The organism is Mycobacterium sp. DBP42 (assembly GCF_005924235.1).
Taxonomy (GTDB): domain Bacteria; phylum Actinomycetota; class Actinomycetes; order Mycobacteriales; family Mycobacteriaceae; genus Mycobacterium; species Mycobacterium syngnathidarum.
The window spans coordinates 213,967-237,011 of record NZ_VCMY01000001.1 but is presented as its reverse complement, the minus strand read 5'-3'; the positions used below and the strand labels follow the sequence as shown (position 1 = coordinate 237,011).

Genomic DNA, 23,045 nt, shown 5'->3' with positions numbered 1-23,045 from the left:
CGCCGAACCGGCAGAACCGCCTCAGTCGTGCGGATGGCCTTTCTTCCCATGGCCCTTGCCTTTTCCATGGCCGTTGCCGATGCCAGGGCCCTGATCCCACTCATCCTCGGGCCCGGTCGGCGGTGAGAAGGTCGGGACACTGGTGGCCGGCGCCGTGGGCTCAACCGAGGTGATCACCGGGGTGACGGGTGTGCGCTGTGGCGGCGGATCGGAGATCAACAGCAGTGCGGCCAAGACGACACCGGCCAGCAGGCCTCCGGTCAGCAGTGCCATCCGGGCGCGGGACCGGCGGGGCTCTGGTGGCGGGGGCAGCATCAGGGTCGCCGGTCGCGTCGGCGGAGGTGGCGGTACGGCCGGCACTGGCTGCGCCGCCTGCAACGCGGCCCGCATCTGGGCGGCGGTGGCGAAGCGGTACGCCGGGTCCCGCACCATCGCGCGTTCGATCACGTGGACCAGCGCCGGATCGACATCGGGTCGCAGCACGCTGATCGGTGTCAGCGGCTCGTCGAGTACTGCCCGCATGGTGGCCACCGGGTTGTCACGCTCGAATGGAAGCCGCCTGGTCAGTGCCTCGTACCCCAGGACACCGAGGGCGTACAGATCGTCTGACGGCGACGCCGGCCGGCCGGTGATCCGTTGTGGGCTCAGATAATTCGCGGTGCCGAAGACCATCCCGACGCGGGTGTGGGCGGCGCCGTCGGTCTTGGCGATGCCGAAGTCGGCGAGTTTGGCGGCGCCGGACGTGGTGATCAGGACATTGCCGGGCTTGATGTCGCGGTGAAGGATGCCTGCGCCGTGCGCGGCCGACAATGCACTGAGCAGGTCGTTCAGCACCCAGCGCACGCGCTCGGCCGAGAGCGGTCCGGCAGCGATCTCCTCGGCGAGGGTGGGGCCGGGCAGTCGCTCCATGACGATGTAGGGCGTCCCGCGGTCTTCGCCGCTGTCGTGGATCGCGACGATGTTCGGGTGGTTCAGTGACGCGGCGGCCCGCGCCTCGTTCTCGAAGCGCCGACGCGTCACCTCGTCGGCGGCCAGGGCCGGGTTGAGCAACTTGACCGCGACCGGACGCGACAGCCGGGTGTCCCAGCCATCGTGCACCTCGGCCATGCCGCCGCGGCCGAGCACGCCGCGTAGCTCGTAGCGGCCGCCGAGCGCCGCCGTCATAGGTCCCCTCTCCGGAATGGGCTTGCAACCTAGTATCCCGCAGTGCCGTGCTGAGGCATGCTGACACCATGCCCCGGTTCACGTTGGAAACCGCCGACGCCGATTTCTTCACGACTGCCCCGCACATCTTCGCCTATCACAAGCGCTTCGCCGCACCGCCCGAGAAGGTGTGGGAGTCGCTGGTATCCGACGAGTCCCTGGCCGCGTGGGGTCCGTCGGTCACCAAGGTGAACTGGGTGACCCCGAGGCCGTTCGGCGTCGGCAGCTCCCGTGAGGTGACGCTGGCGCCCGGCCTGGTCCGAGTGCATGAGACCTTCTTCCGCTGGGAGGAGGGCCGTCGCTATTCGTTCGCCGTTGATCACGCGAACATTCCGTCGCTGCGCCGGTTCGCCGAGGACTACCTGGTGGAGCCCGCCGGTGACGGGCAGACGCAGTTCACCTGGATCGTGGCGATCGAGCCGAAGCCGCTGCTCGCGATCCCGTTCAAGGGCCTGGCACCGGTGGTCAAGGCAGCGTTCGGGCGGCTCGCATCGGACGGCCAACGCTATTTTGCCCGAGTGTGATCGAGCTCCCAACCAAGCAGTTGATAGCGTCGGCCGATGGCCGCGCTGAGCTGGATCGCCGAACTGTTGCAGTACAAACGTGACGGCGATGACTTCTGCATTCGGGAACCGCGCAGGGGCGCGACTGGGCGGCTGTTCGGCGGCCTGATCGCGGCGCAGTCGCTGGCGGTGGCCGGCGCCACCGTGGACGACGGCAAGCTGCCGCAGTCGCTGCACGCGTACTTCGTCCGGGGCGGCAGCTACGACGCCGACGTCGAGTTCCACGTCGACCGCACCCGCGACGGCCGCGCGTTCGCCACCCGCCACGTCACCGCCAGCCAGGACGGCAAGGTCATCCTGGACATGATGGCGTCATTCCATCAGCCCGAGCCGGGCCTGGACTGGTCCCCCGACGCCCCGCCGGTCCTGGAGTTCGACGCCGCCGCCCCCAAGCACGACATCATGGATTTCGGTGACAAGTTCGACCTGCGCACCATGCCCTCCGATGACTCCGAGTTCGCGATCTCACCGTTCTGGATCCGCACGCAGGCCGAGATCGAGGACGACCCGCTGATCCGGGCCTGCACCCTGACGTTCCTGTCCGATCTCGGACCGGTTCCCTCGGCGCTTCCGCCCACGGTGGCACTGCGGTCCGATCTCGGTTTCGCCGCCAGCCTGGACCACTCGATCTGGTTCCACCGGCCGTTCTCACCCCATGGCTGGCACCGCTACGAATTGCAGCCGGCGAACCACAACGATTCCCGCGGCCTGGCGCGTGGCTCGCTCTACGACGCCGCGGGCACGTTGATCGCCAGCGTCACCCAGGAAGCGCTCTGGCGAATCTAGTCCGCCGCGTTTGCAACTCCGCCATCGCGGGCAGCCGGTGGCATGAGATTCTCCGATATTGCGTCCTTGCCGGTCGAGCTCGGTGCTGCGGTTCGGCACCGGCGCCTGTTCCACCCGAGTGGCGTGCTGGCACGAGGCTGACGGGGTGCAGCTGGTACCTCATTGGCTGGCCGACGTCCGTCGCGCCGCCTATCACAGCAGCCGCATCGGGCGCGATGCCGAGTGACCGTCCTTTGTGTAGCGCTCAATCGGGCGGTTCCTGGGTGGTGCTGTCGGTGGCGTCGACGTCCGGCGTGTCTTCCGGCACGTTCTTGACCCGATCGTGCTTGTCGGTGCCGTCACCGCTGTTCTTGCGGTGCTCTTCGTCGTAGATCCCCTTACCGGTAGGCATACGCCTGAGATACCCGCCGCCGACCGCCTCAAACTCCCCGGAGTCCGTCAGAGGCGCGCTTTTACCGCGGCCGACAACCGCGCGCCGTCGGCCTTGCCCGCCGCAATGGCCGTGGCGGCCTTCATCACCTGGCCCATCTGACGCATGCCCGGGCGCTCCCCGAGCTGATCGGCGACCTGTGCGATGGCAGTGTCGGCGACATCGGCGAGTTCGGCGTCGGTCAGCGGGGTGGGCAGGTACTCGTCGATGACACGGGCTTCCGCGTGCTCGTTGGCCGCAAGCTCGCCTCGACCGTTCTGGGTGTAGATCTCGGCCGCGTCGCCGCGCTTCTTCGATTCGCGAGCCAGTACCGCGATCACCTCGGTGTCGGACAGCTCTCGGGCCTGCTTACCCGAGACCTCCTCGGCCTGGATCGCGGCCAACAGCATCCGCAGCGTCGCGGTACGCAGCTTGTCCTGCGACTTCATCGCGCCGGTCAGATCCGCGCGCAGCTTGTCCTTGAGCTCGGCCATAGCGTCAACCTACGCCGTGATCGCCGTGATCAGCCCTCGCCCGCCACGAATTTCGCGTCGACAGACATCGCGACCTCGATATCGGCGGGTGCGAAGTCGAGTTCGGGGGCGCCGCCGCCCCGAGTTGCCATCGCACGCAGGGCCCGCGGGGACGACGCATCCTCGGGTGGGCGGGCCAGCATGCCGGCATCGCCGATCGCCACCGGCCGGACCTGTCCGAGGCCCAAGGCATCGGAGTAGCGCTGGGCGCGGGTCACGGCGTCGGCCACGGCCGCCGTGTGGACCTCGGCGACGAGTTCGTCTCGGTGTTTGGCCGTGAGTGCCCACTCGATCCGTGACAACGCAAACCCGCCGGTCTCGGTGACATGGCCTCCCACCCACTGCGACAGCGCGGTGAAATCGCTGAATCTGACCTCGATGTCGACGCTGGCGTGGTGCACCAGCGGCAGCTGCTTGCCCTCGTTGTTCCAGGGTCGGTTGGCCCAGGTGCGGACCTGGCCGGTCGACCATCTGGTGACCGGCCCGGCGTCGGGGTCGTGCAGCGGGGTGATCGAGGATTTCACCGTGTCCAGGTCGCGGACCACCCGCTCGTACACCGGCTCGATGGCCGGCCCTTCGTAGCCGAGGGTGGCGTGGACCGTGGCACGCTCGGGGGGCCGGTAGGCGGAGAACGATCCACGAACGATGATCTCGGTCGGCATGTCCTCACCGTAGTTGCTGACCGGCGACGTGGGAGGACAGGATGGAGCGCATGACGAGCGGTCGGCCACACCTTGCGCACTTTTCGGCAGGGAGCGTCATCCCGCTACGTCCGTTGAGCCTGACCGACATCTTCAACGGCGCGGTCGCCTATATCCGCACCAACCCAAAGGCCACGCTGGGGCTGGCGACCGTGGTCGTGCTCGCATCGCAGATCGTCACGCTCGCATTGCAAGTCGGGCCACTGTCGGCGCTCGGCGAATTCGACTCCACGTTGCAGGGTGAGTCCCCGTCGGCCGGAAGCATCGCGGTGTTCGCCGCCGCTGCGTTCAGCGGCATCGTGGTGACGACGCTGGCCTCATTGCTGCTCAGCGGCATGCTCACGGTGGTGATCGGCCGTTCGGTGTTCGGTGCGAGCATCACCGTGGGTGAGGCCTGGCGCCGGCTGCGCGGCCGGTTGCCCACACTGATCGGGCTGACCGCGTTGCAGGCCCTGGCGTTGGGCGTCGTCATCACCGGCGTCGTCATCGCGATCGCTGGGGCGGGCACCCTCGTCGGTGGCCTCGCCGCGTTCGCGGTGGGCGCGGTGTCGCTGCCGCTGGCGTTGCTCGGCGTGCTCTATGTGTCGACGGTTCTGCTGTTCGCCCCAGCGGTGATCGTGTTGGAGCATCTCGGTATCGTCGCGGCGATCAAGCGCTCGTTCACGTTGGTGAACAAGGATTTCTGGCGAGTGTTCGGCATCTGGGTGCTGGCCACGATCGTGGCCGCGGTGATCGGGTGGGGGGTCGGCGCGCCGTTCAACGTGGCGGGGCAGATCATCACGATGGTTGCCGACGGCCCAACGCTGCCGGCCCTGATCCTGAGTGCCGTCGGCGCCGCGATCGGTCAGATCGTCACCGCACCGTTCAGCGCGGGCGTGGTGGTGCTGCTGTACGCCGACCGCCGGTTCCGGGCCGAGGCGTTCGATCTGATGCTGCAGACGGGCGCGGATGCACCGGCCGAGACCGCCGATCAACTGTGGCTACCGCGGTACATCTGAGGTGATGAGCATCGACATCGACCGTGACGCCGCACACGACGCCGCGCAGAACGAATTGGCCAAGCCGATCTACCCTCGGGCTTCGCCGACCGATCAGATCGGTGAGTGGCTCAACGACTTGCTGTACCGGATCACGGCCGCCGGCTCCACGATTCCCGGTGGCTGGTTCACCATCTCGGTGTTGGTGATCCTGGCCGTGGTGGCCGTGGTGGTCGCGGTGCGGATCGCTCGGCGCACGATGCACACCTCCCGCACCGCGGATCCCGCCTTGTTCGGCGACCAGGAACTCAGCGCTGGACAGCATCGTGCGATCGCTGAACGACATGCCGCACAAGGTGATTGGTCCGCCGCGATTCGGCACCGGGTCCGTGCGCTGGCCCGCCACCTTGAGGAGACCGGAGTACTCAACGCGGTTCCGGGTCGCACCGCCACCGAACTCGCCCGCGACGCCGCGACCGCGCTACCTGCTCTGTCGTCCGAACTGCACAGCGCGGCAACCACTTTCAACGACGTCACGTACGGTGAGCAGCCGGGAACCGAATCGGCCTATCGGGCGATCGCGACCCTTGACGAGGTCGTACCCGCATGAGGGGGCACTTCCGCACCGTGCGCTGGGTGCTGCTGGCCTTGGCCGTGGTCGTCGCGGTGGCCGTTGCGACGGTGTACCTGACCGCACCGCGCCCGGGCGGGGCGATGGATCCCGAGTCCACCTCACCGGAGGGGACGCACGCGTTGGTCAGCCTGTTGCGCGACCAGGGTGTCGACGTGATCGTCGCCGACGACGTCGACGAGGTGCAGCGTGCCGCCCGGCCCGACACCCTGCTGGTGGTGGTGCAGACGATGTTTTTGGCCAGCGACAAGACCGTCAGCAGGTTGACTCATCTGCCCGGTGACCTGCTGCTCGTGGCGCCCATCGGACTCACTCGGGAGAAACTGGCCCCGCGACTGCGGGCAGGCACGCCATCGCAATTCGGCGGCGGCGAGCCGGATTGTGAACTGCCCGAGGCAAACCGGGCCGGCAGGACGCAGCTGGGCACCACCGATACCTACGAAGCGGCCGGCGATACCCCGGTGACCCTCTGCTACGGCGGCGCGCTGGCCCGCTACCACGATGGGTCCCGGACCGTCACGGTGGTCGGCACGGGTGATTTCATGACGAACTCGCGCCTGCTCAAAGAGGGCAATGCCGCTCTGGCGATGAATCTGGCCGGCGCCGCGCCGCGGGTGGTCTGGTACGCACCCCAGCATTTCGAGTCCAGCTCAAGCAGTGACGGCACGCTGTCGGATCTGGTTCCGCCGCAGGTCAGGTGGATCGTCCTGCAGCTGTGTCTGGTGGTGGCGTTGCTGGCGGTGGCGCAGTCCCGGCGCCTCGGTCCGCTGGTCGCCGAATCCCTGCCGGTCGTGGTCCGCGCCTCGGAGACTGTCGAGGGCCGTGGGCGGCTGTACCGCTCACGGCGGGCACGTGGCCGGGCCGCCGACGCGCTGCGCACCGCGACGCTGGGCCGACTGCTGCCGAGGCTCGGCTTGAACACGGCGGCGCCGCCGCACGCCGTCGCAGCTGCCGTCGCCGCGCGCTGCGGCACGCCCGCCGGCTCAGCCGGCTCCGGTACGTCTGCCGGCTCGGCCGGCCACATCCTGTTCGGCCCGCCACCGGCGACCGATGCCGAACTCGTCCATCTCGCAAACCAACTCGACGACATCGAAAGGCAGGTCGCCCACTCGTGACTCAGCCCACCTCCGAGAATGCCCGTGAAGCCCTGCTGGCCCTGCGCAACGAGATCGCCAAGGTGGTGGTCGGCCAGGACGCGGTGATCAGCGGCCTGGTGGTGGCGTTGCTGTGCCGCGGGCACGTGTTGTTGGAGGGGGTGCCCGGTGTGGCCAAGACCCTGCTGGTGCGCACGTTGGCCGCGGCCCTGCAGCTGGAGTTCAAGCGGGTGCAGTTCACCCCGGACCTGATGCCCGGCGACGTCACGGGGTCGCTGGTGTACGACGCGCGGACCGCGGAGTTCGAATTCCGCTCCGGGCCGGTGTTCACCAACCTGCTGCTGGCCGACGAGATCAACCGGACGCCACCGAAAACCCAAGCGGCGCTTCTGGAGGCCATGGAGGAACGTCAGGTCAGCGTCGACGGCGCCCCGCGGCCACTGCCCGACCCGTTCATCGTGGCGGCCACCCAGAACCCGATCGAGTACGAGGGCACCTACCAGTTGCCCGAGGCGCAGCTCGACCGCTTCCTGCTCAAACTCACGGTGCCGCTGCCGCCGCGGGATCAGGAGATCGCGATCCTGGGCCGGCACGCGCACGGGTTCGATCCGCGTGACCTGTCGGCCGTTCAGCCGGTGGCCGGCGCCGCCGAACTGGCGGCCGGTCGCGATGCGGTACGCCAGGTGCTGGCCGGCGACGAGGTGCTGGGCTACATCGTCGACATCGTCGGGGCCACCCGGCATTCCCCGTCGCTGCAGCTCGGTGTGTCACCGCGCGGCGCGACCGCGCTGCTGGGCACATCACGGTCGTGGGCGTGGCTGTCCGGACGCAACTACGTCACCCCCGATGACGTCAAGGCCATGGCGCGGTCCACGCTGCGCCACCGGGTGGCGCTGCGCCCGGAGGCCGAGTTGGAGGGCGCTACCGCCGACGGGGTGCTGGACGGCATCCTGGCCGCCGTTCCGGTGCCGCGCTGATGGTTCTCACCGGCCGCGCTGGTCTGGTGGCACTGATCTGTGTGCTGCCGATCGCGTTGGCCCCATGGCCGGCAACCGCTTTCGCGGCACTGGCGGCACTGTTGGCCGCAGCCGTGGCTGCCGATGTGGCGCTGGCCGGCCGGATCGGGGGACTGCAGCTGGCCCGTGGCGGTGATTCGACCGCACGCCTGGGGCAGACCGTCGATGCCGTGCTCACCGTGCACAACACCGGACGGCGGACACTGCGCGGCGCGATTCGCGACGGCTGGCCGCCCAGCGCGACGGCGCAGCCCCGCGCGCATCAGGTGGACATCGGTGCCGGGCAGCAGCTTTCCCTGTCCACCCGGCTGCGCCCGGCCCGCCGCGGCGACCAACGCAGCGAGCTGGTCACGGTGCGTTCGGTCGGCCCGCTGGGCCTGGCCGGCCGTCAACGTTCGCAGCCGCTGCCCGCGCAGATACGTATCCTGCCGCCGTTCCTGTCGCGTAAGCATCTGCCGTCGCGGCTGGCCAGGCTGCGGCAGCTGGACGGGGCGATCCCGGTGCTGATCCGTGGCCAGGGCACTGAATTCGATTCGCTGCGTGAGTATGTCGTCGGCGACGACGTCCGATCGATTGACTGGAGGGCTACCGCGCGGCGTGCCGACGTGGTGGTACGCACCTGGCGCCCGGAACGAGACCGGCGCGTGGTGATCGTGCTCGACACCGGCCGTACCTCGGCCGGCCGGGTCGGGGTGGACCCGACGGCACTGGATCCGGGCGGGTGGCCGCGACTGGACTGGTCGATGGACGCGGCGCTGCTGTTGGCGGCGCTGGCCTCGCGGGCGGGGGACCATGTCGATTTCCTGGCCATCGACCGGGCGGCCCGCGCCGGGGTCTGGGGCGCGTCACGCACCGAGCTGCTGGCCTCGCTCGTCGCGGCGATGGCACCGTTGCAGCCGGCGCTGGTGGAATCCGATGCCACCGCGATGGTTTCGACGTTGTTGCGACGGGTGCGGGGCCGGGCGCTGGTGGTGCTGCTGACCGATCTCAATGCCTCGGCTCTCGATGAGGGGTTGATGACGGTGCTGCCACAACTGTCGGCGCGTCATCAGGTGCTGCTGGCCGCGGTCGCCGATCCGCGGGTGGATCAGTTGGCGGCCGGCCGTTCCGACGCCGCGCAGGTGTATGACGCCGCCGCTGCCGAGCGGGCCCGCAATGACCGCAGGGCGATCGCGTCGCGGCTTCGCGGACACGGCGTCGACGTGGTCGATGCCCGTCCCGAGGATCTGGCGCCGGCCCTGGCCGACCACTATCTGGCGATGAAAGCGGCCGGCAAGCTCTAGGCTTGCCGGGACGCCCTCATCGCTCGATTCCTCACCGTCCGGCGCGTACCGCACGCCGGGATATCGCCTCCATGGTATCTGCCAGGGTGAAGATCGAAACTCCCAGCAGCACAGTGTCCTTGATCAGAAACTGCCCGGTCATGGACAACAGCGGGAAGCCTCCGGCCGACCCTTCGCCCACGCCCGGCGTGGTGAGTACGAACGACAACGTAGTCACGAAGAGCACAATCGCCAGCGCGCTCCCCAGCAGGGAAATCCTCGGATACCACGGTTTGACGATCAGCAGGATGGCGGTGGCAATCTCCACGACACCGAGGATGGATGAGAACGTCTGAACACTGAACACGTTGTAGAGCCAACCCATGAAGGGACTGTTGGCGACCAGCGGTTGGATGTTGAGTGCTTCGTACGAACAGAATTTGAAGATTCCGATCCAGCCGATGACGATGGCCAGTCCGTAGCGGGCGACGATGTGTGCGGTCGCCCTGACGATCGGGACATTGTTCTGGCACAAGGTGGTCAAGGCGTCGGTTTTGGCGGTCATTTCAGATTCCTTTCGGGGGAAGGGGTATGGCTCAGAGGAAGGTGAAGATGCGGTCGGCACCAAGGCGCGATATCGCATTGGAGTACGCCTTCGCCGGGTCCGGGTAGCCCAGCGCCAGCAGTACCGTGGTGGTGTATCCGGATTCGCGGATCTTGAATGCGGTGTCCACGCTGGCCGGATCGAACCCTTCCATCGGCGTCGCGTCGAAGCCGAGTTCGGCGGCCGCCATCATCGTCATACCCAGCGCCAGGTAGGCCTGTTTCTCCATCCAGTGGCTCAGATCCTTGTAGCCGTAGGTGCGTAGGTTGAGGAAGTCGCGGGTCATCGATTCCCACTGCGCCTGCTTTGCCGGGTCGGCGAATCGGCCGTCGGCCTTCTCTTTGGCGAACACTTCCTCCAGGTGGCCGTCGGAGGTGTCGGCCTTGGTGGTGAAGACAATGACGTGCGAAGCGCTGGTGATCTTCTCGCCGTTGTCCTTGAATCGCTCACCGAGATTGTTCGCGAGCAACTCCTTGGCCTCGGACGTGGCCAGTACCAGGTACCGGCTGGCCTGGATGTTCACCGATGACGGCGTAGAGCGCAGGAACTTCAGCAGCTGTTGCAGTGATTCGTCGGGGATGGTCCTGCTGTTGTCGAAGTACCGCGTGAGGTGCTTGCCCATCAGGTTGTCGAGGTTCATGTTTATTCGCTTTCTGCGCACAGGGTTTGGGAGTCAGGCGGCGGCTGTCGGGATGTCGATGACGGTCTGGTTGACGTTGTTGATGTAGTTGGTCAGCAGGGTCTGCACGGTCACGGCCACGATTGCCAGAATCTGGGAGTCGCTGTACCCGGCACCTCGCACGGCGGTCAGGTCGATGTCGGCAACCCGACCGCGGGTCTCGATCAGCCGCTGCGCGAACCGGGCGACGGCGGCACGGTTGGGATCGACCGAGCCGCCGGAGCGAGCCAGAGCGATGTCGTCGCTCGACAGTCCGCCGAGTTCGGCGGACATGTACGAGTGCACGGCCAGGCAGTACTCGCAGCCGTTGGCCTCGGACACGGCCAGCGCGATGGTGTGCCGGGTCTTGGCGTCCAGAACCCGCCCCAGAGCACCCTGCAGCGTGGTGACGACCTCCAGGACCGCGGGATTCGACGCCAGCATCTCGAACATGTTCGGGACGAAGCCGAACTGCTTGCCGACCCTGTCCAGGGTGCTCTGCGCGGCAGCGGTGATGTCTTCGGGGGCGGGAGTGGTCAGACGTGTCATGGCAGATCAACCTCCAATGGATGATTTTTTTGGGCTGCTCAGCCCACTTCTGGAGTGAACAGCAAGCAATAGTGGGCTGTCAAGCCCATTTTTGGTATGATCGTGCCCATGAGAGCGGAAACCGCAGCGCAGGAGCCGAAAAAACTCACCAGCAAGGGGCTGGCGACCCGGGCGCGCATCCTCGAGAACGCTGCGGAACTCATCCACGCCAACGGAGTCGCTGCGACCAACAACGAACAACTTCGCCGCATCTCGGGCATCAGCGGCTCACAGCTCAATCACTATTTCCCGACCAAGGAGAGCCTCGTCCTGGCTGTGATCGAATGGCAGGCCGAGCGGGTGATGAATTTCTACGGCAGTGAACAGTTCGCCGGCTTCGACAACATCGACGCACTTCGCGCCTGGGTGGACTATTACGTCGGCCATGAAGGCGCCTATCGGGACGGCTGCACGCTGGGATCCCTCGCAAGCCAAATCATCAAGTCGGACTTGGACGTTCACGATGAGTTGTCCCGCGCGTTCGATCGGTGGCGCGACATCTTCCGTGATGGACTGCAACGCATGCGGGACCTCGGTCGCATCAACGCGGACGCGGACCCCATGCAGCTGGCGGATCTCCTACTGGCCGCGTTCCAGGGCGGAATGCTGCTCACTCAAGCCCGGCGAGACGTCACCCCACTGAAGAACGCCTTGACCGCGGCCATCGACCACGTGGAGTCGTTCGCGAACTAACGGGCTACGCCACGGGGAGCACGTCGGGGCCGTCGTCGAGGTCGCCGGTCTCGCCGGCCCGCACGGCCTTGCGCCCGAAATGGATCACGTAGCCCAGGAAGGCCAGTTCGGCGAGGATGCCGATGCCGATCCGCATCCAGGTCGGCAGCGGCGACGGCGTCACCAATGCCTCGATCAGACCGGACACCAGCAGCACCACGGCCAGTCCGATCGCGGCCGCGACCACTGCCCGGCCCTGTTCGGCCAGCACCTGCCCGCGTGGCCGGTCGCCGGGGGCGATCACCGTCCAGCCGAGCCGCATCCCCACCGCGCCGGCCAGGAACACCGCGGTCAGCTCGAGCAGACCGTGCGGGGTGATCAGGCCGAGGAACAGATCGCCCTTGCCCGCGCTGAACATCAGCCCTGCGTTCACCCCGAGGTTGGCCGCGTTCTGGAACAACACGTAGGGAATGGGTAGTCCGAGCAGGATCGCGAAGGCGATGCACTGCGCAGCCACCCAGGAGTTGTTCACCCAGACCTGCAAGGCAAATGACGCGGCCGGGTGCTCGCTGTAATACGACTCGAAGTCGTGGTTGACCAATTCGTCGATCTCGCTGGGGGTTCCGATGGCGGAATGCACGGCGGGGTTGCCCGATATCCACAGCGCCACCGCCACGGCGACGATGAAGAAGGCCACCGCCGAGCCGAGCCACCAGCGCCAGGAACGGTAGGCCACCACGGGGAAGGACACCGTCCAGAAGCGGACGAATTCCCGCCACAGCGGGGCGTGCGCACCGGTCACCGCGGCGCGAGCCCGGGCGACCAGGCCCGACAGGCGCCCGACCAGGACCGAATCCTGGGAGGCCGATCGCACCATGGACAGATGGGTGGAGACCCTTTGATAGAGGTCGACGAGCTCGTCGACCTCGGCGCCGGTCAACCGTCGGCGCCGTTTCACCAACTGCTCCAACCGGTCCCAGGTGGGGCGATGGGCCACGACGAACGCATCGACATCCACCTGGCAAAGCGTAGTGGGTAGCGTGTGTCGGTATGGTTTGGCAGCCCGCGCCGGTGGTCACCGGGGACGCCGTCGTCCTCGATGTGGCGATCGCCCAGTTGCCGGTACGCACGCTGGCCGCCCTGATCGACATCGTGGTGATCGCCGTCGGGTACGTGGTCGGGGTGCTGTTGTGGTCGATCACCCTGACCCAGTTCGACGACGCGCTGTCGGCGGCGATCCTGATCATCTTCACGGTGCTGACCCTGGTGGGCTATCCGGTGGTGATGGAGACCGCCACCCGGGGCCGGTCGCTGGGCAAGATGGCGTTGGGCCTGCGGGTGGTGGCCGACGACGGCGGGCCGGAACGATTTCGCCAGGCCCTGTTTCGCGGGCTGGCCGGATTCGTCGAGATCTGGATGCTCACCGGTGGCCCCGCGGTGATCTGCAGCCTGTTGTCGGCCAAGGGCAAGCGGCTCGGCGACATCTTCGCGGGCACCGTGGTGATCAGTGAGCGCGGTCCCAAGCTGAAACCGCCGCCGGTCATGCCGCCGGCGCTGGCGTGGTGGGCCGCGTCGCTGGAGCTGTCTGGCCTTGGCCCGGACCGGACCGAGCTGGCCAGGCAATTCCTGTCGCGGTCGGCGCAGCTCGATCCGCGGATACGCCAGGAGATGGGACAGCGGATCTTCGGTGAGGTCGCCTCGTGCATCTCACCCCCGCCTCCGCCCGGCGCGCCGGCCGAATACGTGTTGGCCGCGGTGTTGGCCGAACGGCACCGTCGCGCATTGGCCCGGCTGATGCCACACGCCGCCGCTGTGGCGTATCCGGCGCCCTACCCGAATTACGCGCCACCACCTCCGAGCAGCGGGTTCACTCCACCCAGCTAGCGTGTGGGACATCACTGTCTCATTTTGGCCCGCTCGTGCTACATTTTGATCCATGACCAGTTCGGCATCGACGCACAGCGGGCCGCGGGAGCGCACCCGCAAGGCGATCCTCGATGCCGCGATGACGGTCCTGGCCGACAATGCAACGGCCTCGCTCAGCGATATCGCGACCGCCGCCGATGTCGGCCGCAGCACCGTGCACCGGTACTACCCGGAGCGCACCGACCTGTTGCGCGCCCTGGCCCGGCACGTCCACGAGCTCAGCAATGCCGAAATCGACCGCGCGGACCCGATGCACGGTCCCGTCGATGCGGCACTGCGCCGGGTGGTGGAAAGCCAGCTCGACCTCGGCCCGATCGTGCTGTTCGTCTACAGCGAGCCGACGATCCTGGCCGACCCCGAGCTGGCGGCCTACCTGGACACCGGCGATGAGGCGATAGTCGAGGTGCTCAACCGAGCCTCGGTCGACAGGCCCGAATACCCCCCAGGATGGGCCCGGCGGGTGTTCTGGGCGCTGCTGCTGGCCGGCTATGAAGCTGCCAAGCAGGACGGCACCCCCCGCCACCAAATCGTCGACGCCATCATGACCAGCCTGACCGCGGGCACCATCCAACTCCCGCGCGGCTGATCCCTCTCTCGCCTGGAGAACCCCAAATGTCTACCTGCCTCGACGGCGGCCCGGCGGTGACGCCGACCCCGAAACGCGCCTGGATGGCGCTCGCGGTCTTGATGCTGCCGGTGCTGCTGATCGCGATCGACAACACCGTGCTGGCGTTCGCGCTGCCGGCGATCGCCGAAGATTTCCGTCCCGCGGCATCCACCCAGCTGTGGATCGTCGACGTCTACTCGCTGGTGCTGGCCGCGCTGCTGGTCGCCATGGGCGGCCTCGGTGACCGGTTCGGACGGCGCCGCCTGCTGCTCATCGGCGCCAGCGGTTTCGCCGTCGTATCGGCCGCCGCGGCTTTCGCGCCCAGCGCGGCCTACCTCGTCGCGGCCCGCGCGGCGCTCGGCGTCTTCGGCGCGATGCTGATGCCGTCGACACTGTCGCTGATCCGCAACATCTTCACCGAGGCGTCGTCACGCCGGCTCGCGATCGCGATCTGGGCCTCGTGCTTCACGGCAGGCTCGACGCTGGGGCCGATCGTCGGCGGCGCGCTGCTGCAGCATTTCCATTGGGGCTCGGTATTCCTCGTGGCGGTGCCGATTCTGTTGCCGCTGCTCGTGTTGGGGCCCCGGCTGGTGCCGGAATCTCGTGACCCGAACCCGGGCCCGCTGGACCTGCTGAGCGTCACGCTCTCGTTCGCCGCGATGCTGCCGTTCGTATGGGCGATCAAGACCGCGGCCCACGACGGGTTCTCGGGCGGCGTCGTGGCGGCGTTCGTGATCGGCATCGCCTCCGGCGTGCTCTTCGTGCGCCGGCAGAACCGCAGTGCCACGCCGATGCTCGACATGGGGCTGTTCTCGTATGCTCCGTTCAGCGCCTCGATCCTGGCGAACTTCCTGTCGATCGTCGGCCTGATCGGGTTCATCTTCTTCATCTCGCAGCATCTGCAGTTGGTGCTCGGCCTGTCGCCGCTGGCGGCGGGCCTGGTGACGCTGCCCGGTGCGGCGGTGTCGATGATCGCCGGTCTGGCGGTGGTCAAGGCCGCCAAGCGGTTTGCCCCGGACAAGCTGATGATCTTCGGCCTGGTGTTCGTCGCGGCCGGATTCGTCTTGATCCTGGCTTTCCGTCACGATTTGTCGGTGGCCGCGGTGATCGCGTCGTTCGTGGTGCTCGAGCTCGGTGTCGGCGTCTCGCAGACGGTGTCCAACGACACCATCGTCGCTTCGGTGCCAGCGGCGAAAGCCGGTGCGGCGTCGGCGGTTTCGGAGACCGCGTATGAGTTGGGCGCGGTGGTGGGCACCGCCACGCTGGGTACGATCTTCACGGCGTTCTACCGCAACAACATCCGGGTGCCCGTCGGGTTGACTCCCACGCAGGCCGCCGACGCCGGAGAGAGCATCGGCGGTGCCACCTCGGTGGCCGCGGATCTTCCCGCGGAAATCGGGCAGCACCTGCTGGATTCGGCCCGCACGGCGTTCGACTCCGGCATCGCCCCGACCGCGGTCATCGCGGCGACACTGGCGCTGACGGCGGCCGCGATCGTGGCGGCGGCGTTCCGCAGGCAGGCTCACCGGAGTTGACGCCCGGTGGCCAGTTATGGCGCGTGATCGGCAAAATCGCGTGTGAAAACTGGCCATTCGGCTGGCGCGGGTTGACCAGCGTTCAACGGTGAACCAGCCCGCCGAGCAACAGCACAGCGCTGATGAACCCCGAAGCGGTGCGCACGTGGTTCCAGGCGGTCCAGTTGGTGAAGTAGGTCTGCCATTCGGCGGCCGCGTCGGCCAGATCGATCTGGTCGAGGTGGTTGTTGAGCGGCACGTTGAACAACATCGTGACGAGTACGCCGAGGACGCCGAAGATCGCGCCGGCCAACAAGAGCCAACTGCCCGGCCGGCCGATCTGGGCGACCGCGGTCACCCCGACGATCAGCGACAGCAGCGCCGAACCGAGCAGGAACAGCAGGAAGGGCGCGTTGGCATTCGCTTCGGCGTTCATGCCGCGCATGGCGGTGACGGCGTCAACCGGACCGGTGCGGTCGAGGCCGCGCATCACGAAGGTGGAGAACGCGTAGAAGATTCCACCGGCGGCGGCGCTGCCGATGGCTGCTGCGGCGGCGAGGACGACGACTGGGTTGATGGTCATGGCTTGAGTCAACGACGCTGGGGCGAGACGTTCCATGGTCGAGACTCCCGATCTCATACGTGATCGTCTCGCCCAGTCGGCCCCTGCCAGGATGGGCTGATGACGTTCGACGAGTTGGTGACCGAGGCCGACGCGGCCTCCGTGGACGGCTGGGACTTCTCGTGGCTGGACGGCCGAGCCACCGAAGCCCGGCCGTCCTGGGGTTATCAGCGGTTGATGAGCGATCGGTTGGCGACGGTGTCCTCGGCGCTGGACATCCAGACCGGTGGCGGTGAGGTGCTCGCCGGAGCCGCAATGTTTCCACCGACCATGGCGGCCACCGAGTCCTGGCCGCCCAACCTCGCGCGTGCGACACGGCTGCTGGGGTCGCGCGGTGTCGTCGTGGTCGCCGACCCCGACGAGCCTCCGCTGCCCTTTGCCGATGCGGCGTTCGAACTGGTCCTCAGTCGGCACCCGGCCACCGTGTGGTGGGGCGAGATCGCCCGAGTGCTATCCCCCGGCGGCACCTACCTGGCCCAACATGTGGGTCCGGCAAGCGTTTTCGAGCTCACCGAGTTCTTTCTCGGCCCGCAGCCGCAGGCGCGGCGGGCTCGCGACCCCGATGTCGAGTGCGCCGCCGCCCGTGATGCCGGCCTCGACATCGTCGACCTGCGTGCCGAGCGGCTGCGGATGGAGTTCTTCGACATCGGCGCCGTGGTGTATTTCCTGCGCAAGGTCATCTGGATCGTGCCCGGCTTCACCGTCGCGGCCTATCGAGACGAACTCGCCGCGTTGCATCGCCAGATCCAGGCCGACGGCGTGTTCGTCACGCACTCGTCGCGGCACCTGATCGAGGCCCGCAAACCGGGCTGAGCGTTACCCTACGGTCGTGGACGCCCTCGTCGGACTGCTCGACGGCGTACGCGCGCGCGGCGCGTTCGTGTTGCGGCTGCGCATGGATCCACCGTGGTCGCTCGCCATCCGCGACGAGGCACCGCTGGCGCTGATCTGCCAAACCCGCGGTGAAGCCGTCATCGTCGCCGAGCGCAGCGGCACCTTCCGGTTGGGCGAGGGCGACGTAGCACTCACGCGCGGTACCGAAAACTATGTGTTCGCAGACGATCCGGCCACTCCCCCGAGCATCGTCATCAATCCCGGTCAGCGCTGCACCACCCGGTCCGGTGAAGACCTGCATTTCGAGATGTCGCTGGGCCTGCGCAGCTGGGGCAACAGCGCGATCGGATCATCGGAGTCGATCGTCTGCGCCTACGAGGGCCGCAGCGAGGTCAGCGCGCGCCTACTCGATGCCTTGCCCGCCGTGCTGGTGCTGCGCGCCGCCGAGTGGGACACGCCCCTGATCGATGTGCTGTCGATCGAGGCCGGTCGCGACGGCGCCGGGCAGGAGGCCTACCTCGATCGCCTACTCGACCTGCTGCTGATGGGCGTGCTGCGGACCTGGTTCGACCGGGACGGCAATGCGCCCGCGTGGTGGCAGGCCGAGCGGGATCCGGTGGTCGGCCCCGCACTCAAGTTGATCTACAACAATCCGTCCCACCCGTGGACGGTTTCGAATCTGGCGGCAGCAGTGGGCTGTTCGCGCGCGGTGTTCGCGCGGCGGTTCACCGAGCAGGTCGGCGAGCCGCCCATCGCGTTTCTCACCGGGTGGCGCCTGGCGCTGGCGGCCGACCTGTTGCGCGACAGCGGGGCAACGATCGCCGCCGTGGCCCGGCAGGTCGGCTACTCCACACCGTTTGCGTTGAGCAGCGCGTTCAAACGCTCATATGGGATCAGCCCGAATGAGCATCGGGCGGTTTGATCGCGAAAGTGACGCTGCGGTCGCGATTGGCAACGCACAACGACCGCAGCGCCGCTCTAGCGGTGGGCAGGCTATCGACAAGCGATAGATTCCGATATATCGTTGACGCATCGGAAGCGCGGACAGCGCACCTCTACGACAACGAAGGAATCACCCCGATGACCAACCCATTCAATTCACCAAGCGGCTTCGGTTTCGTACCTCTCGGACGCGAAGAAGCCCGCACGATGTTCCGCCAGGCCCGCGCCGCGCGCCGCGACCTGCGCGAGCAGATGCGCGCACAGGCAGAAGCGGTCCGCGAGCAGAGCATCGACCCCAATTGCCAGACCGGCTTCAACTTCGATCCGCGCGGCGCGCGAGGATTCGGCTTCGGTTTCGGACCGGGACCGCTCGGCGGCCCCATGGGCGGACCGTTCGGCGGCCATCGTGGCCGCGGCGGACGACGCGGGCGACGCGGCGACGTCCGTGCCGCCATCCTGACCCTGCTGGCCGAACGGCCCATGCACGGCTACGAGATGACGCAGGAAATCGCGAGCCGCAGCAACAACCTGTGGAAGCCCAGCCCCGGCTCGGTGTATCCGACGCTGCAATTGCTGGTCGACGAGGGCCTGATCGTCCCGACCGAATCCGAGGGCAGCAAGAAGACGTTCGAGCTGACCGAAGAGGGTCGGCAGGCCGCAGAACAGATCCAGACCCCGCCGTGGGCGCAGATCACCGATGACGCCGATCCCGCCGCGGTCAACCTGCACACCGCCGTCAGCCAGTTGATGGCTGCGGTCGGCCAGTCCGCCTTCGCCGCCGGCGAGGACCAGCAGCAACGCATCCTCGATGTGGTCAACAACGCCCGCCGCGAGATCTACCAGATCCTCGGCGAGGATTAGCAGCCCGTAGGCTGCCCTCGTGAGCAGCCTCGTCACAACCCTCGCGCCGGCCGTCGTTGCAGTGTTGACCGCGGCCGGCGCGGTGATCGGACTCGAATTCCGTGACGCCGACGCCTACGAGCGTCGGCGCGGCATCTGGCAGTGGCTTCTGGTCCTGCTCGCCGCCGCCGCGACGCTGGGCGCCATCGGCTCGGCGTCCGGTGTCGGCAGCTGGGTGGAAGCCACCGTGATGACGGTGGTCGGCGTGGCCGCCGTGGTGCTCGCCCATGTGATGTGGCGCCGACGCGTCCCCGACGCCGAGCCCCGGATCCAGGCCATCGCGACTGCCGCGGCCGCCTGCGCGGTCTTGGTGATCGTCGGGATGACCGCGCTGACCTACACCGGCAACAAGGGCTGCCGTCAGGTCGACCCGCTGGTCCAGGCCAGCCTCGACAGCTGGGGCGCACTCATGCCGACCATGCAGGGCAACCAGGGACCGACAGTGGGCGATTTCGCCGACTGGGCCAAGATCATCCGCGAGCAGGCCGATCAGGTGACCGACGGCGAGGTCGCTCAGCACGCGCACCGCATGGGTGAGCTGGCCGGGCAGATCGCCGAATCCGTCCGCAACAACGACAAGGCCCAGCACGTGTTGCTCGGCAAGCAGTACGAAGACGAACTTCGGCCCATCCTCAAGAAGTGCGAGATCTCAGTGGGTCGCTAGACGTCGACCCAGTTCAACGTGCGCTCAACGGCTTTGCGCCAACCCGCGTAACCGGACTGTCGCGCCTCGTCATCCCACTGCGGGCTCCAGCGTTGCCCTTCCTGCCAGTTGGCCCGTAGGTCGTCGGCGTTCTCCCAGAACCCGACCGCCAAACCGGCGGCATAGGCCGCACCCAGGGCAGTGGTCTCGGCGACGACGGGTTTGACCACATCGACCCCGAGCACGTCGGCCTGGATCTGCATGCACAGCGCATTGGCGGTGATGCCGCCGTCGACCTTCAGAACCTCAAGGTGCACACCGGAATCGGCGTCCATGGCGTCGACCACATCGCGGCTCTGGTAACAGATCGCCTCCAGTGTCGCCCGCGCCAGGTGCGCGTTGGTGTTGTAGCGCGACAGCCCGACGATCGCGCCTCGGGCATCCGAACGCCAGTACGGCGCGAACAGGCCGGAGAACGCCGGGACGAAGTAGACGCCACCGTTGTCGGTCACCTGCCGGGCCAGCGCCTCGCTCTGCGCCGCACCGCTGATGATGCCCAGCTGATCGCGCAGCCACTGCACCGCCGACCCGGTCACCGCAATCGAACCCTCAAGCGCATAAACGGGTTTCGCGTCGCCGAACTGGTAGCAGACCGTGGTCAGCAGCCCGTTGTCCGAGCGCACGATCTTCTCGCCGGTATTGAGAAGCAGAAAATTTCCTGTGCCGTACGTGTTCTTGGCCTCACCTGGCTCCAGACACACCTGCCCGACCATGGCGGCCTGTTGATCACCGAGCACCCCCGTCACCGGCACCTGTCCGGCCAGCGGCCCATCGTCGCGGGTGATCCCGAAGGACTCCGGATACGACGACGGTTTGATCTCGGGAAGCATCTGCCGCGGAATCGAGAAGAAGGACAGCAGTTCGTCGTCCCAGTCCAGGGTCTCCAGGTTCATCAACATGGTGCGACTGGCGTTGGTGACGTCGGTGACGTGGCTACCGCCGCGATAGCCGCCGGTGAGGTTCCACGTCACCCAGGAATCGGCGGTGCCGAAGATCGCGTCGCCGTTCTCCGCGTCGCGCCGCACCCCGTCGACGTTCTCCAAGATCCATTGGATCTTGCCGGCCGAGAAATAGGTCGCCGGGGGCAGCCCGGCCTTGCGCCGGATCACGTCGCCCCGCCCGTCACGGTCGAGAGCGGCCGCGATCCGGTCGGTGCGGGTGTCCTGCCAGACGATGGCGTTGTGGTACGGCCGGCCGGTGTGTTTGTTCCACACCAGCGTGGTCTCGCGCTGGTTGGTGATGCCGAGCGCGGCCAGATCCTCGGCCACCAGGTTCGTCCTGTTCAGCGCGGTCATGATCACCGAGGCGGTGCGTTCCCAGATCTCGACCGGATTGTGTTCCACCCAGCCGGCCCTCGGCATGATCTGCTGATGTTCGAGCTGGTGGCGACCCACCTCGGCGCCGTCGTGGTCGAAGATCATGCACCGAGTGCTGGTGGTGCCCTGGTCGATTGCAGCTACGAAGTCGGCCACTGTTCCCCTTTCCCGGGTCGCTGTCGCTCCTGCCCGCCGAAACGTCCATCATGGCTTACATGGCCACCGACTCCACCGATATCGATCGCATGCCCCGTGGCGGGCCGGACGCCTCGTGCCTTGACCGGCTGTTGGAGACCGACCGGCTGGAGTACCTCGACCGCGACGATGTCGATGATTCGACCAAACGACAGGTGATCGGCGCCCTGGACTGGACCGGCCGGTTCTTCAAGAACCATCAGCGGTTCGCGGCGATCGCGCTCGATCTGGTAGCCGATGTGCCCGATCCGCGGATCCTGGAGTTGGGAGCCGGGCACGGCGGAGTGTCGCGCCAACTGCTGGCCGACCATCCGTCCGCGCATGTCACCGTCACCGACCTCGACCCGGAATCGGTGGCCCGGATCGCTGCGGGCGACCTCGGCAGCCATCCCCGGGCCGAGGTCCGCCAGATGGACGCCACCGCGATCGACGCCGCCGACGGCAGTTACGACCTGGTGTTGTTCGCCTTGTCCTTCCATCACCTGCCCCCGGCGCAGGCCGCGCAGGTGTTCGCCGAGGGCACGCGGGTCGCCGACACCCTGCTGATCATCGACCTACCGCGACCGCCGGCGCCACTGCACCTGCTGCGCCTGGCCACGATGCTGCCCGCGGCCCTGGTGCTTCCGTTCGCCCACGACGGCGTCATCAGCTCGCTGCGCAGCTACAGCCCGTCGGCATTGCGGGCCCTGGCCCGCCACGCCGATCCGTCGATCGAAGTCACCCTGCGCAACGGGCTGAGCCTGCCGCAGATCGTGATCGCCAGGCGCGCACGGTGAATCGGGTCAGGCGCGCTTTTTGACCTGCGGCGCCACCGAGAACAGGTCGGCCACGCTGGAAGCCAGCTCCAGGAAGGCCTGGCGGGTCGGGCCACTGAGGAAACCGAGGTCCACCTCGGCGCCTTCGGCCAGGTGATCGTCGAACGGGATCACGTGCAGGGCGCGCACCCTTGGCAGAAAATGGCTCGACAACTGCCCCATGTCGAGACCGAGCGCACCCGGTCGGGAGGCGCTGACCACCACCACCGCCTTGGGCACCAGGTGTGAATAGCCATTGCGCTCAAGCCAATCCAATGTGGCGAGGGCACTGCGTGCCGAATCGATGGCAGGCGAGGCCACGATCACGATCGCGTCCGCGGCGTCGAGCACTCCGGCCATCGCCGAGTGCACCAGCCCGGTGCCGCAGTCGGTCAGAATGATGTTGTAGAAGCGCTGCAACACGCTCAGCACTCCGCGATAGTCGTACTCCGAGAAGGCTTCCGAGGTGGCCGGGTCGCGCTCGGACGCCAAAATCTCCAACCGGCTAGTGCTTTGCGAGGTGTGACGCCGAATGTCGGAGTACCGCGAGATTCCGTCGTCGAGAAGCACGTCCCGCACCGTGGACTCGCATTCATTGGGTCCGCGCTGGGCGAGGGTGCCGAAATCGGGGTTGGCGTCCACGGCGATCACCCGATCCCCGCGGGTCGCCGCCAGGGTGGCCCCCAGCCCGACCGTGGTGGTGGTCTTGCCCACCCCACCCTTCTGGGACAGCAGGGCGATGTTGAACGGCCCGCCGACCACCGGCTGGTTGACCCGGTCGATGAGTGACTTCCGGCTGGCTTCCTGCTCGGATACTCCCGGGTTGATGCCGGTGGCCCGGTACACGGCTTTACGCCAACCCGACTTCGGCGTGGGTGCCGCACGGATCAGGCCGAGGTCGCCATTGCTCACCACCACCGAGGGTCGTTGGCCGGCGGCGCTTTCCGGCGTGATGGACGTGAACGGGGTCTGCTCCGGCGGGCCGAGCGTGAGCC

At 67.6% G+C, this 23,045-nt stretch carries 26 protein-coding genes and 1 pseudogene; 16 read left to right on the top strand and 11 right to left on the bottom strand.

Translation table 11 applies throughout. The features are described 5' to 3' along the window. Nucleotides 1-21: 21 nt before the first annotated feature. The gene (locus E0T84_RS01150) at nt 22-1,164 is read right to left on the bottom strand and encodes a serine/threonine-protein kinase (RefSeq protein ID WP_070185601.1); all 1,143 of its coding nucleotides are present in this window, start codon (nt 1,162-1,164) and stop codon (nt 22-24) included. A 68-nt stretch (nt 1,165-1,232) separates the two neighbouring features. Between E0T84_RS01150 and E0T84_RS01145 the strand changes: the two genes are divergently transcribed. Next, a complete protein-coding gene (locus tag E0T84_RS01145; RefSeq protein WP_138743522.1) occupies nt 1,233-1,727 on the top strand; it encodes an SRPBCC family protein in 495 nt (164 codons plus the stop codon). Nucleotides 1,728-1,763: 36 nt separating this feature from the next. Beyond that, nucleotides 1,764-2,552: an acyl-CoA thioesterase II gene (locus tag E0T84_RS01140; RefSeq protein ID WP_138743521.1), complete on the top strand. Its 789-nt coding sequence runs from the start codon at nt 1,764-1,766 to the stop codon at nt 2,550-2,552. 244 nt (nt 2,553-2,796) lie between these two features. Here E0T84_RS01140 and E0T84_RS31750 read toward each other — a convergent pair whose 3' ends face one another. The 3 genes from E0T84_RS31750 to E0T84_RS01125 are packed head-to-tail and all read right to left on the bottom strand — an operon-like array spanning nt 2,797 to nt 4,156. Continuing rightward, the gene (locus E0T84_RS31750; RefSeq protein ID WP_171054847.1) at nt 2,797-2,943 is read right to left on the bottom strand and encodes a hypothetical protein; all 147 of its coding nucleotides are present in this window, start codon (nt 2,941-2,943) and stop codon (nt 2,797-2,799) included. 47 nt (nt 2,944-2,990) lie between these two features. After that, a complete protein-coding gene (locus E0T84_RS01130; RefSeq protein WP_138743520.1) occupies nt 2,991-3,455 on the bottom strand; it encodes a GatB/YqeY domain-containing protein in 465 nt (154 codons plus the stop codon). A 29-nt stretch (nt 3,456-3,484) separates the two neighbouring features. Beyond that, a complete protein-coding gene (locus E0T84_RS01125; protein WP_138743519.1) occupies nt 3,485-4,156 on the bottom strand; it encodes an SIMPL domain-containing protein in 672 nt (223 codons plus the stop codon). A gap of 50 nt (nt 4,157-4,206) precedes the next feature. Here E0T84_RS01125 and E0T84_RS01120 point away from each other — a divergent pair, with 50 nt between their 5' ends. The 5 genes from E0T84_RS01120 to E0T84_RS01100 are packed head-to-tail and all read left to right on the top strand — an operon-like array spanning nt 4,207 to nt 9,196. Next, on the top strand, nt 4,207-5,193 hold the full coding sequence (locus tag E0T84_RS01120; RefSeq protein ID WP_138743518.1) for a hypothetical protein: 987 nt from the start codon (nt 4,207-4,209) through the stop codon (nt 5,191-5,193). A gap of 1 nt (nt 5,194) precedes the next feature. Further along, the gene (locus E0T84_RS01115; protein WP_138743517.1) at nt 5,195-5,782 is read left to right on the top strand and encodes a DUF4129 domain-containing protein; all 588 of its coding nucleotides are present in this window, start codon (nt 5,195-5,197) and stop codon (nt 5,780-5,782) included. Then, a complete protein-coding gene (locus E0T84_RS01110) occupies nt 5,779-6,918 on the top strand; it encodes a DUF4350 domain-containing protein (RefSeq protein ID WP_070186398.1) in 1,140 nt (379 codons plus the stop codon). The genes E0T84_RS01115 and E0T84_RS01110 overlap by 4 nt, the downstream gene beginning before the upstream one ends. Next, nucleotides 6,915-7,874, top strand: a complete 960-nt coding sequence (locus E0T84_RS01105; protein WP_070186399.1) for a MoxR family ATPase — start codon at nt 6,915-6,917, stop codon at nt 7,872-7,874. Before E0T84_RS01110 ends, E0T84_RS01105 begins: the two co-directional genes overlap by 4 nt. Next, nucleotides 7,874-9,196: a DUF58 domain-containing protein gene (locus E0T84_RS01100; protein WP_070186400.1), complete on the top strand. Its 1,323-nt coding sequence runs from the start codon at nt 7,874-7,876 to the stop codon at nt 9,194-9,196. The genes E0T84_RS01105 and E0T84_RS01100 overlap by 1 nt, the downstream gene beginning before the upstream one ends. A gap of 31 nt (nt 9,197-9,227) precedes the next feature. On the opposite strand, the gene E0T84_RS01095 is transcribed toward E0T84_RS01100, so the two are convergent. Genes E0T84_RS01095 through E0T84_RS01085 form a run of 3 tightly spaced genes read right to left on the bottom strand, consistent with a single transcriptional unit; the run spans nt 9,228 to nt 10,986 of the window. Next, on the bottom strand, nt 9,228-9,740 hold the full coding sequence (locus E0T84_RS01095; RefSeq protein WP_138743516.1) for a YkgB family protein: 513 nt from the start codon (nt 9,738-9,740) through the stop codon (nt 9,228-9,230). Nucleotides 9,741-9,771: 31 nt separating this feature from the next. After that, nucleotides 9,772-10,419, bottom strand: coding sequence for a nitroreductase family protein (locus E0T84_RS01090; protein WP_070186402.1), 648 nt, complete (start codon nt 10,417-10,419; stop codon nt 9,772-9,774). A 33-nt stretch (nt 10,420-10,452) separates the two neighbouring features. Then, the gene (locus E0T84_RS01085; protein WP_138743515.1) at nt 10,453-10,986 is read right to left on the bottom strand and encodes a carboxymuconolactone decarboxylase family protein; all 534 of its coding nucleotides are present in this window, start codon (nt 10,984-10,986) and stop codon (nt 10,453-10,455) included. A gap of 108 nt (nt 10,987-11,094) precedes the next feature. On the opposite strand from E0T84_RS01085, the gene E0T84_RS01080 reads away from it, so the two are divergent. Further along, nucleotides 11,095-11,718 (top strand): TetR/AcrR family transcriptional regulator, encoded by a 624-nt coding sequence (locus tag E0T84_RS01080; protein ID WP_070186466.1) that lies wholly within the window; start codon nt 11,095-11,097, stop codon nt 11,716-11,718. 4 nt (nt 11,719-11,722) lie between these two features. On the opposite strand, the gene E0T84_RS01075 is transcribed toward E0T84_RS01080, so the two are convergent. After that, complete coding sequence (locus E0T84_RS01075) at nt 11,723-12,715, bottom strand: stage II sporulation protein M (protein ID WP_070186404.1); 993 nt, start codon at nt 12,713-12,715, stop codon at nt 11,723-11,725. A gap of 32 nt (nt 12,716-12,747) precedes the next feature. Between E0T84_RS01075 and E0T84_RS01070 the strand changes: the two genes are divergently transcribed. From E0T84_RS01070 to lfrA, 3 genes are read left to right on the top strand one after another with little or no spacing between them, the layout of a single operon-like run. Next, nucleotides 12,748-13,581 (top strand): RDD family protein, encoded by an 834-nt coding sequence (locus tag E0T84_RS01070; protein ID WP_138743514.1) that lies wholly within the window; start codon nt 12,748-12,750, stop codon nt 13,579-13,581. Nucleotides 13,582-13,633: 52 nt separating this feature from the next. Beyond that, a complete protein-coding gene (locus E0T84_RS01065) occupies nt 13,634-14,209 on the top strand; it encodes a TetR/AcrR family transcriptional regulator (protein ID WP_070186406.1) in 576 nt (191 codons plus the stop codon). Between the two features lie 26 nt (nt 14,210-14,235). Further along, the gene (gene lfrA, locus E0T84_RS01060; protein WP_138743513.1) at nt 14,236-15,765 is read left to right on the top strand and encodes an efflux MFS transporter LfrA; all 1,530 of its coding nucleotides are present in this window, start codon (nt 14,236-14,238) and stop codon (nt 15,763-15,765) included. Between the two features lie 82 nt (nt 15,766-15,847). Here lfrA and E0T84_RS01055 read toward each other — a convergent pair whose 3' ends face one another. Then, on the bottom strand, nt 15,848-16,327 hold the full coding sequence (locus E0T84_RS01055; RefSeq protein WP_138743512.1) for a DUF1772 domain-containing protein: 480 nt from the start codon (nt 16,325-16,327) through the stop codon (nt 15,848-15,850). A gap of 99 nt (nt 16,328-16,426) precedes the next feature. On the opposite strand from E0T84_RS01055, the gene E0T84_RS01050 reads away from it, so the two are divergent. The 4 genes from E0T84_RS01050 to E0T84_RS01035 all read left to right on the top strand — a co-directional run bounded on the left by E0T84_RS01050 (nt 16,427) and on the right by E0T84_RS01035 (nt 19,706). Further along, nucleotides 16,427-17,179: a methyltransferase domain-containing protein gene (locus E0T84_RS01050; protein ID WP_138743511.1), complete on the top strand. Its 753-nt coding sequence runs from the start codon at nt 16,427-16,429 to the stop codon at nt 17,177-17,179. A gap of 16 nt (nt 17,180-17,195) precedes the next feature. Next, nucleotides 17,196-18,122 (top strand): AraC family transcriptional regulator, encoded by a 927-nt coding sequence (locus E0T84_RS01045; RefSeq protein WP_070186410.1) that lies wholly within the window; start codon nt 17,196-17,198, stop codon nt 18,120-18,122. Nucleotides 18,123-18,280: 158 nt separating this feature from the next. After that, entirely contained in the window at nt 18,281-19,003 is a 723-nt protein-coding gene (locus E0T84_RS01040) for a PadR family transcriptional regulator (RefSeq protein WP_070186411.1), read from the top strand. Nucleotides 19,004-19,022: 19 nt separating this feature from the next. Further along, nucleotides 19,023-19,706 carry a hypothetical protein gene (locus E0T84_RS01035; RefSeq protein WP_138743510.1) on the top strand — a complete coding sequence of 228 codons (684 nt, stop codon included), beginning with the start codon at nt 19,023-19,025 and terminating at the stop codon, nt 19,704-19,706. Here E0T84_RS01035 and glpK read toward each other — a convergent pair. Beyond that, nucleotides 19,703-21,166 (bottom strand): glycerol kinase GlpK, encoded by a 1,464-nt coding sequence (gene glpK, locus E0T84_RS01030; RefSeq protein ID WP_249383548.1) that lies wholly within the window; start codon nt 21,164-21,166, stop codon nt 19,703-19,705. The two genes, E0T84_RS01035 and glpK, sit on opposite strands and share 4 nt — an antisense overlap. A gap of 101 nt (nt 21,167-21,267) precedes the next feature. Here glpK and E0T84_RS01025 point away from each other — a divergent pair, with 101 nt between their 5' ends. Beyond that, entirely contained in the window at nt 21,268-22,032 is a 765-nt protein-coding gene (locus tag E0T84_RS01025; RefSeq protein ID WP_070943808.1) for a class I SAM-dependent methyltransferase, read from the top strand. A 6-nt stretch (nt 22,033-22,038) separates the two neighbouring features. Here the strand turns inward: E0T84_RS01025 and E0T84_RS01020 are convergent. Further along, nucleotides 22,039-22,953: pseudogene (locus tag E0T84_RS01020) on the bottom strand (AAA family ATPase); the annotation flags it as partial. Between the last annotated feature and the right edge of the window lie 92 nt (nt 22,954-23,045).

Coding starts and splice junctions, on each gene's coding strand:
- E0T84_RS01150 (WP_070185601.1), bottom strand. CDS start 1,164: ATGACGGCGGCGCTCGGCGGCCGCTACGAGCTACGCGGCGTGCTCGGC.
- E0T84_RS01145 (WP_138743522.1), top strand. CDS start 1,233: ATGCCCCGGTTCACGTTGGAAACCGCCGACGCCGATTTCTTCACGACT.
- E0T84_RS01140 (WP_138743521.1), top strand. CDS start 1,764: ATGGCCGCGCTGAGCTGGATCGCCGAACTGTTGCAGTACAAACGTGAC.
- E0T84_RS31750 (WP_171054847.1), bottom strand. CDS start 2,943: ATGCCTACCGGTAAGGGGATCTACGACGAAGAGCACCGCAAGAACAGC.
- E0T84_RS01130 (WP_138743520.1), bottom strand. CDS start 3,455: ATGGCCGAGCTCAAGGACAAGCTGCGCGCGGATCTGACCGGCGCGATG.
- E0T84_RS01125 (WP_138743519.1), bottom strand. CDS start 4,156: ATGCCGACCGAGATCATCGTTCGTGGATCGTTCTCCGCCTACCGGCCC.
- E0T84_RS01120 (WP_138743518.1), top strand. CDS start 4,207: ATGACGAGCGGTCGGCCACACCTTGCGCACTTTTCGGCAGGGAGCGTC.
- E0T84_RS01110 (WP_070186398.1), top strand. CDS start 5,779: ATGAGGGGGCACTTCCGCACCGTGCGCTGGGTGCTGCTGGCCTTGGCC.
- E0T84_RS01100 (WP_070186400.1), top strand. CDS start 7,874: ATGGTTCTCACCGGCCGCGCTGGTCTGGTGGCACTGATCTGTGTGCTG.
- E0T84_RS01095 (WP_138743516.1), bottom strand. CDS start 9,740: ATGACCGCCAAAACCGACGCCTTGACCACCTTGTGCCAGAACAATGTC.
- E0T84_RS01090 (WP_070186402.1), bottom strand. CDS start 10,419: ATGAACCTCGACAACCTGATGGGCAAGCACCTCACGCGGTACTTCGAC.
- E0T84_RS01085 (WP_138743515.1), bottom strand. CDS start 10,986: ATGACACGTCTGACCACTCCCGCCCCCGAAGACATCACCGCTGCCGCG.
- E0T84_RS01080 (WP_070186466.1), top strand. CDS start 11,095: ATGAGAGCGGAAACCGCAGCGCAGGAGCCGAAAAAACTCACCAGCAAG.
- E0T84_RS01070 (WP_138743514.1), top strand. CDS start 12,748: ATGGTTTGGCAGCCCGCGCCGGTGGTCACCGGGGACGCCGTCGTCCTC.
- E0T84_RS01065 (WP_070186406.1), top strand. CDS start 13,634: ATGACCAGTTCGGCATCGACGCACAGCGGGCCGCGGGAGCGCACCCGC.
- lfrA (WP_138743513.1), top strand. CDS start 14,236: ATGTCTACCTGCCTCGACGGCGGCCCGGCGGTGACGCCGACCCCGAAA.
- E0T84_RS01055 (WP_138743512.1), bottom strand. CDS start 16,327: ATGACCATCAACCCAGTCGTCGTCCTCGCCGCCGCAGCAGCCATCGGC.
- E0T84_RS01050 (WP_138743511.1), top strand. CDS start 16,427: ATGACGTTCGACGAGTTGGTGACCGAGGCCGACGCGGCCTCCGTGGAC.
- E0T84_RS01040 (WP_070186411.1), top strand. CDS start 18,281: ATGACCAACCCATTCAATTCACCAAGCGGCTTCGGTTTCGTACCTCTC.
- glpK (WP_249383548.1), bottom strand. CDS start 21,166: ATGATCTTCGACCACGACGGCGCCGAGGTGGGTCGCCACCAGCTCGAA.
- E0T84_RS01025 (WP_070943808.1), top strand. CDS start 21,268: ATGGCTTACATGGCCACCGACTCCACCGATATCGATCGCATGCCCCGT.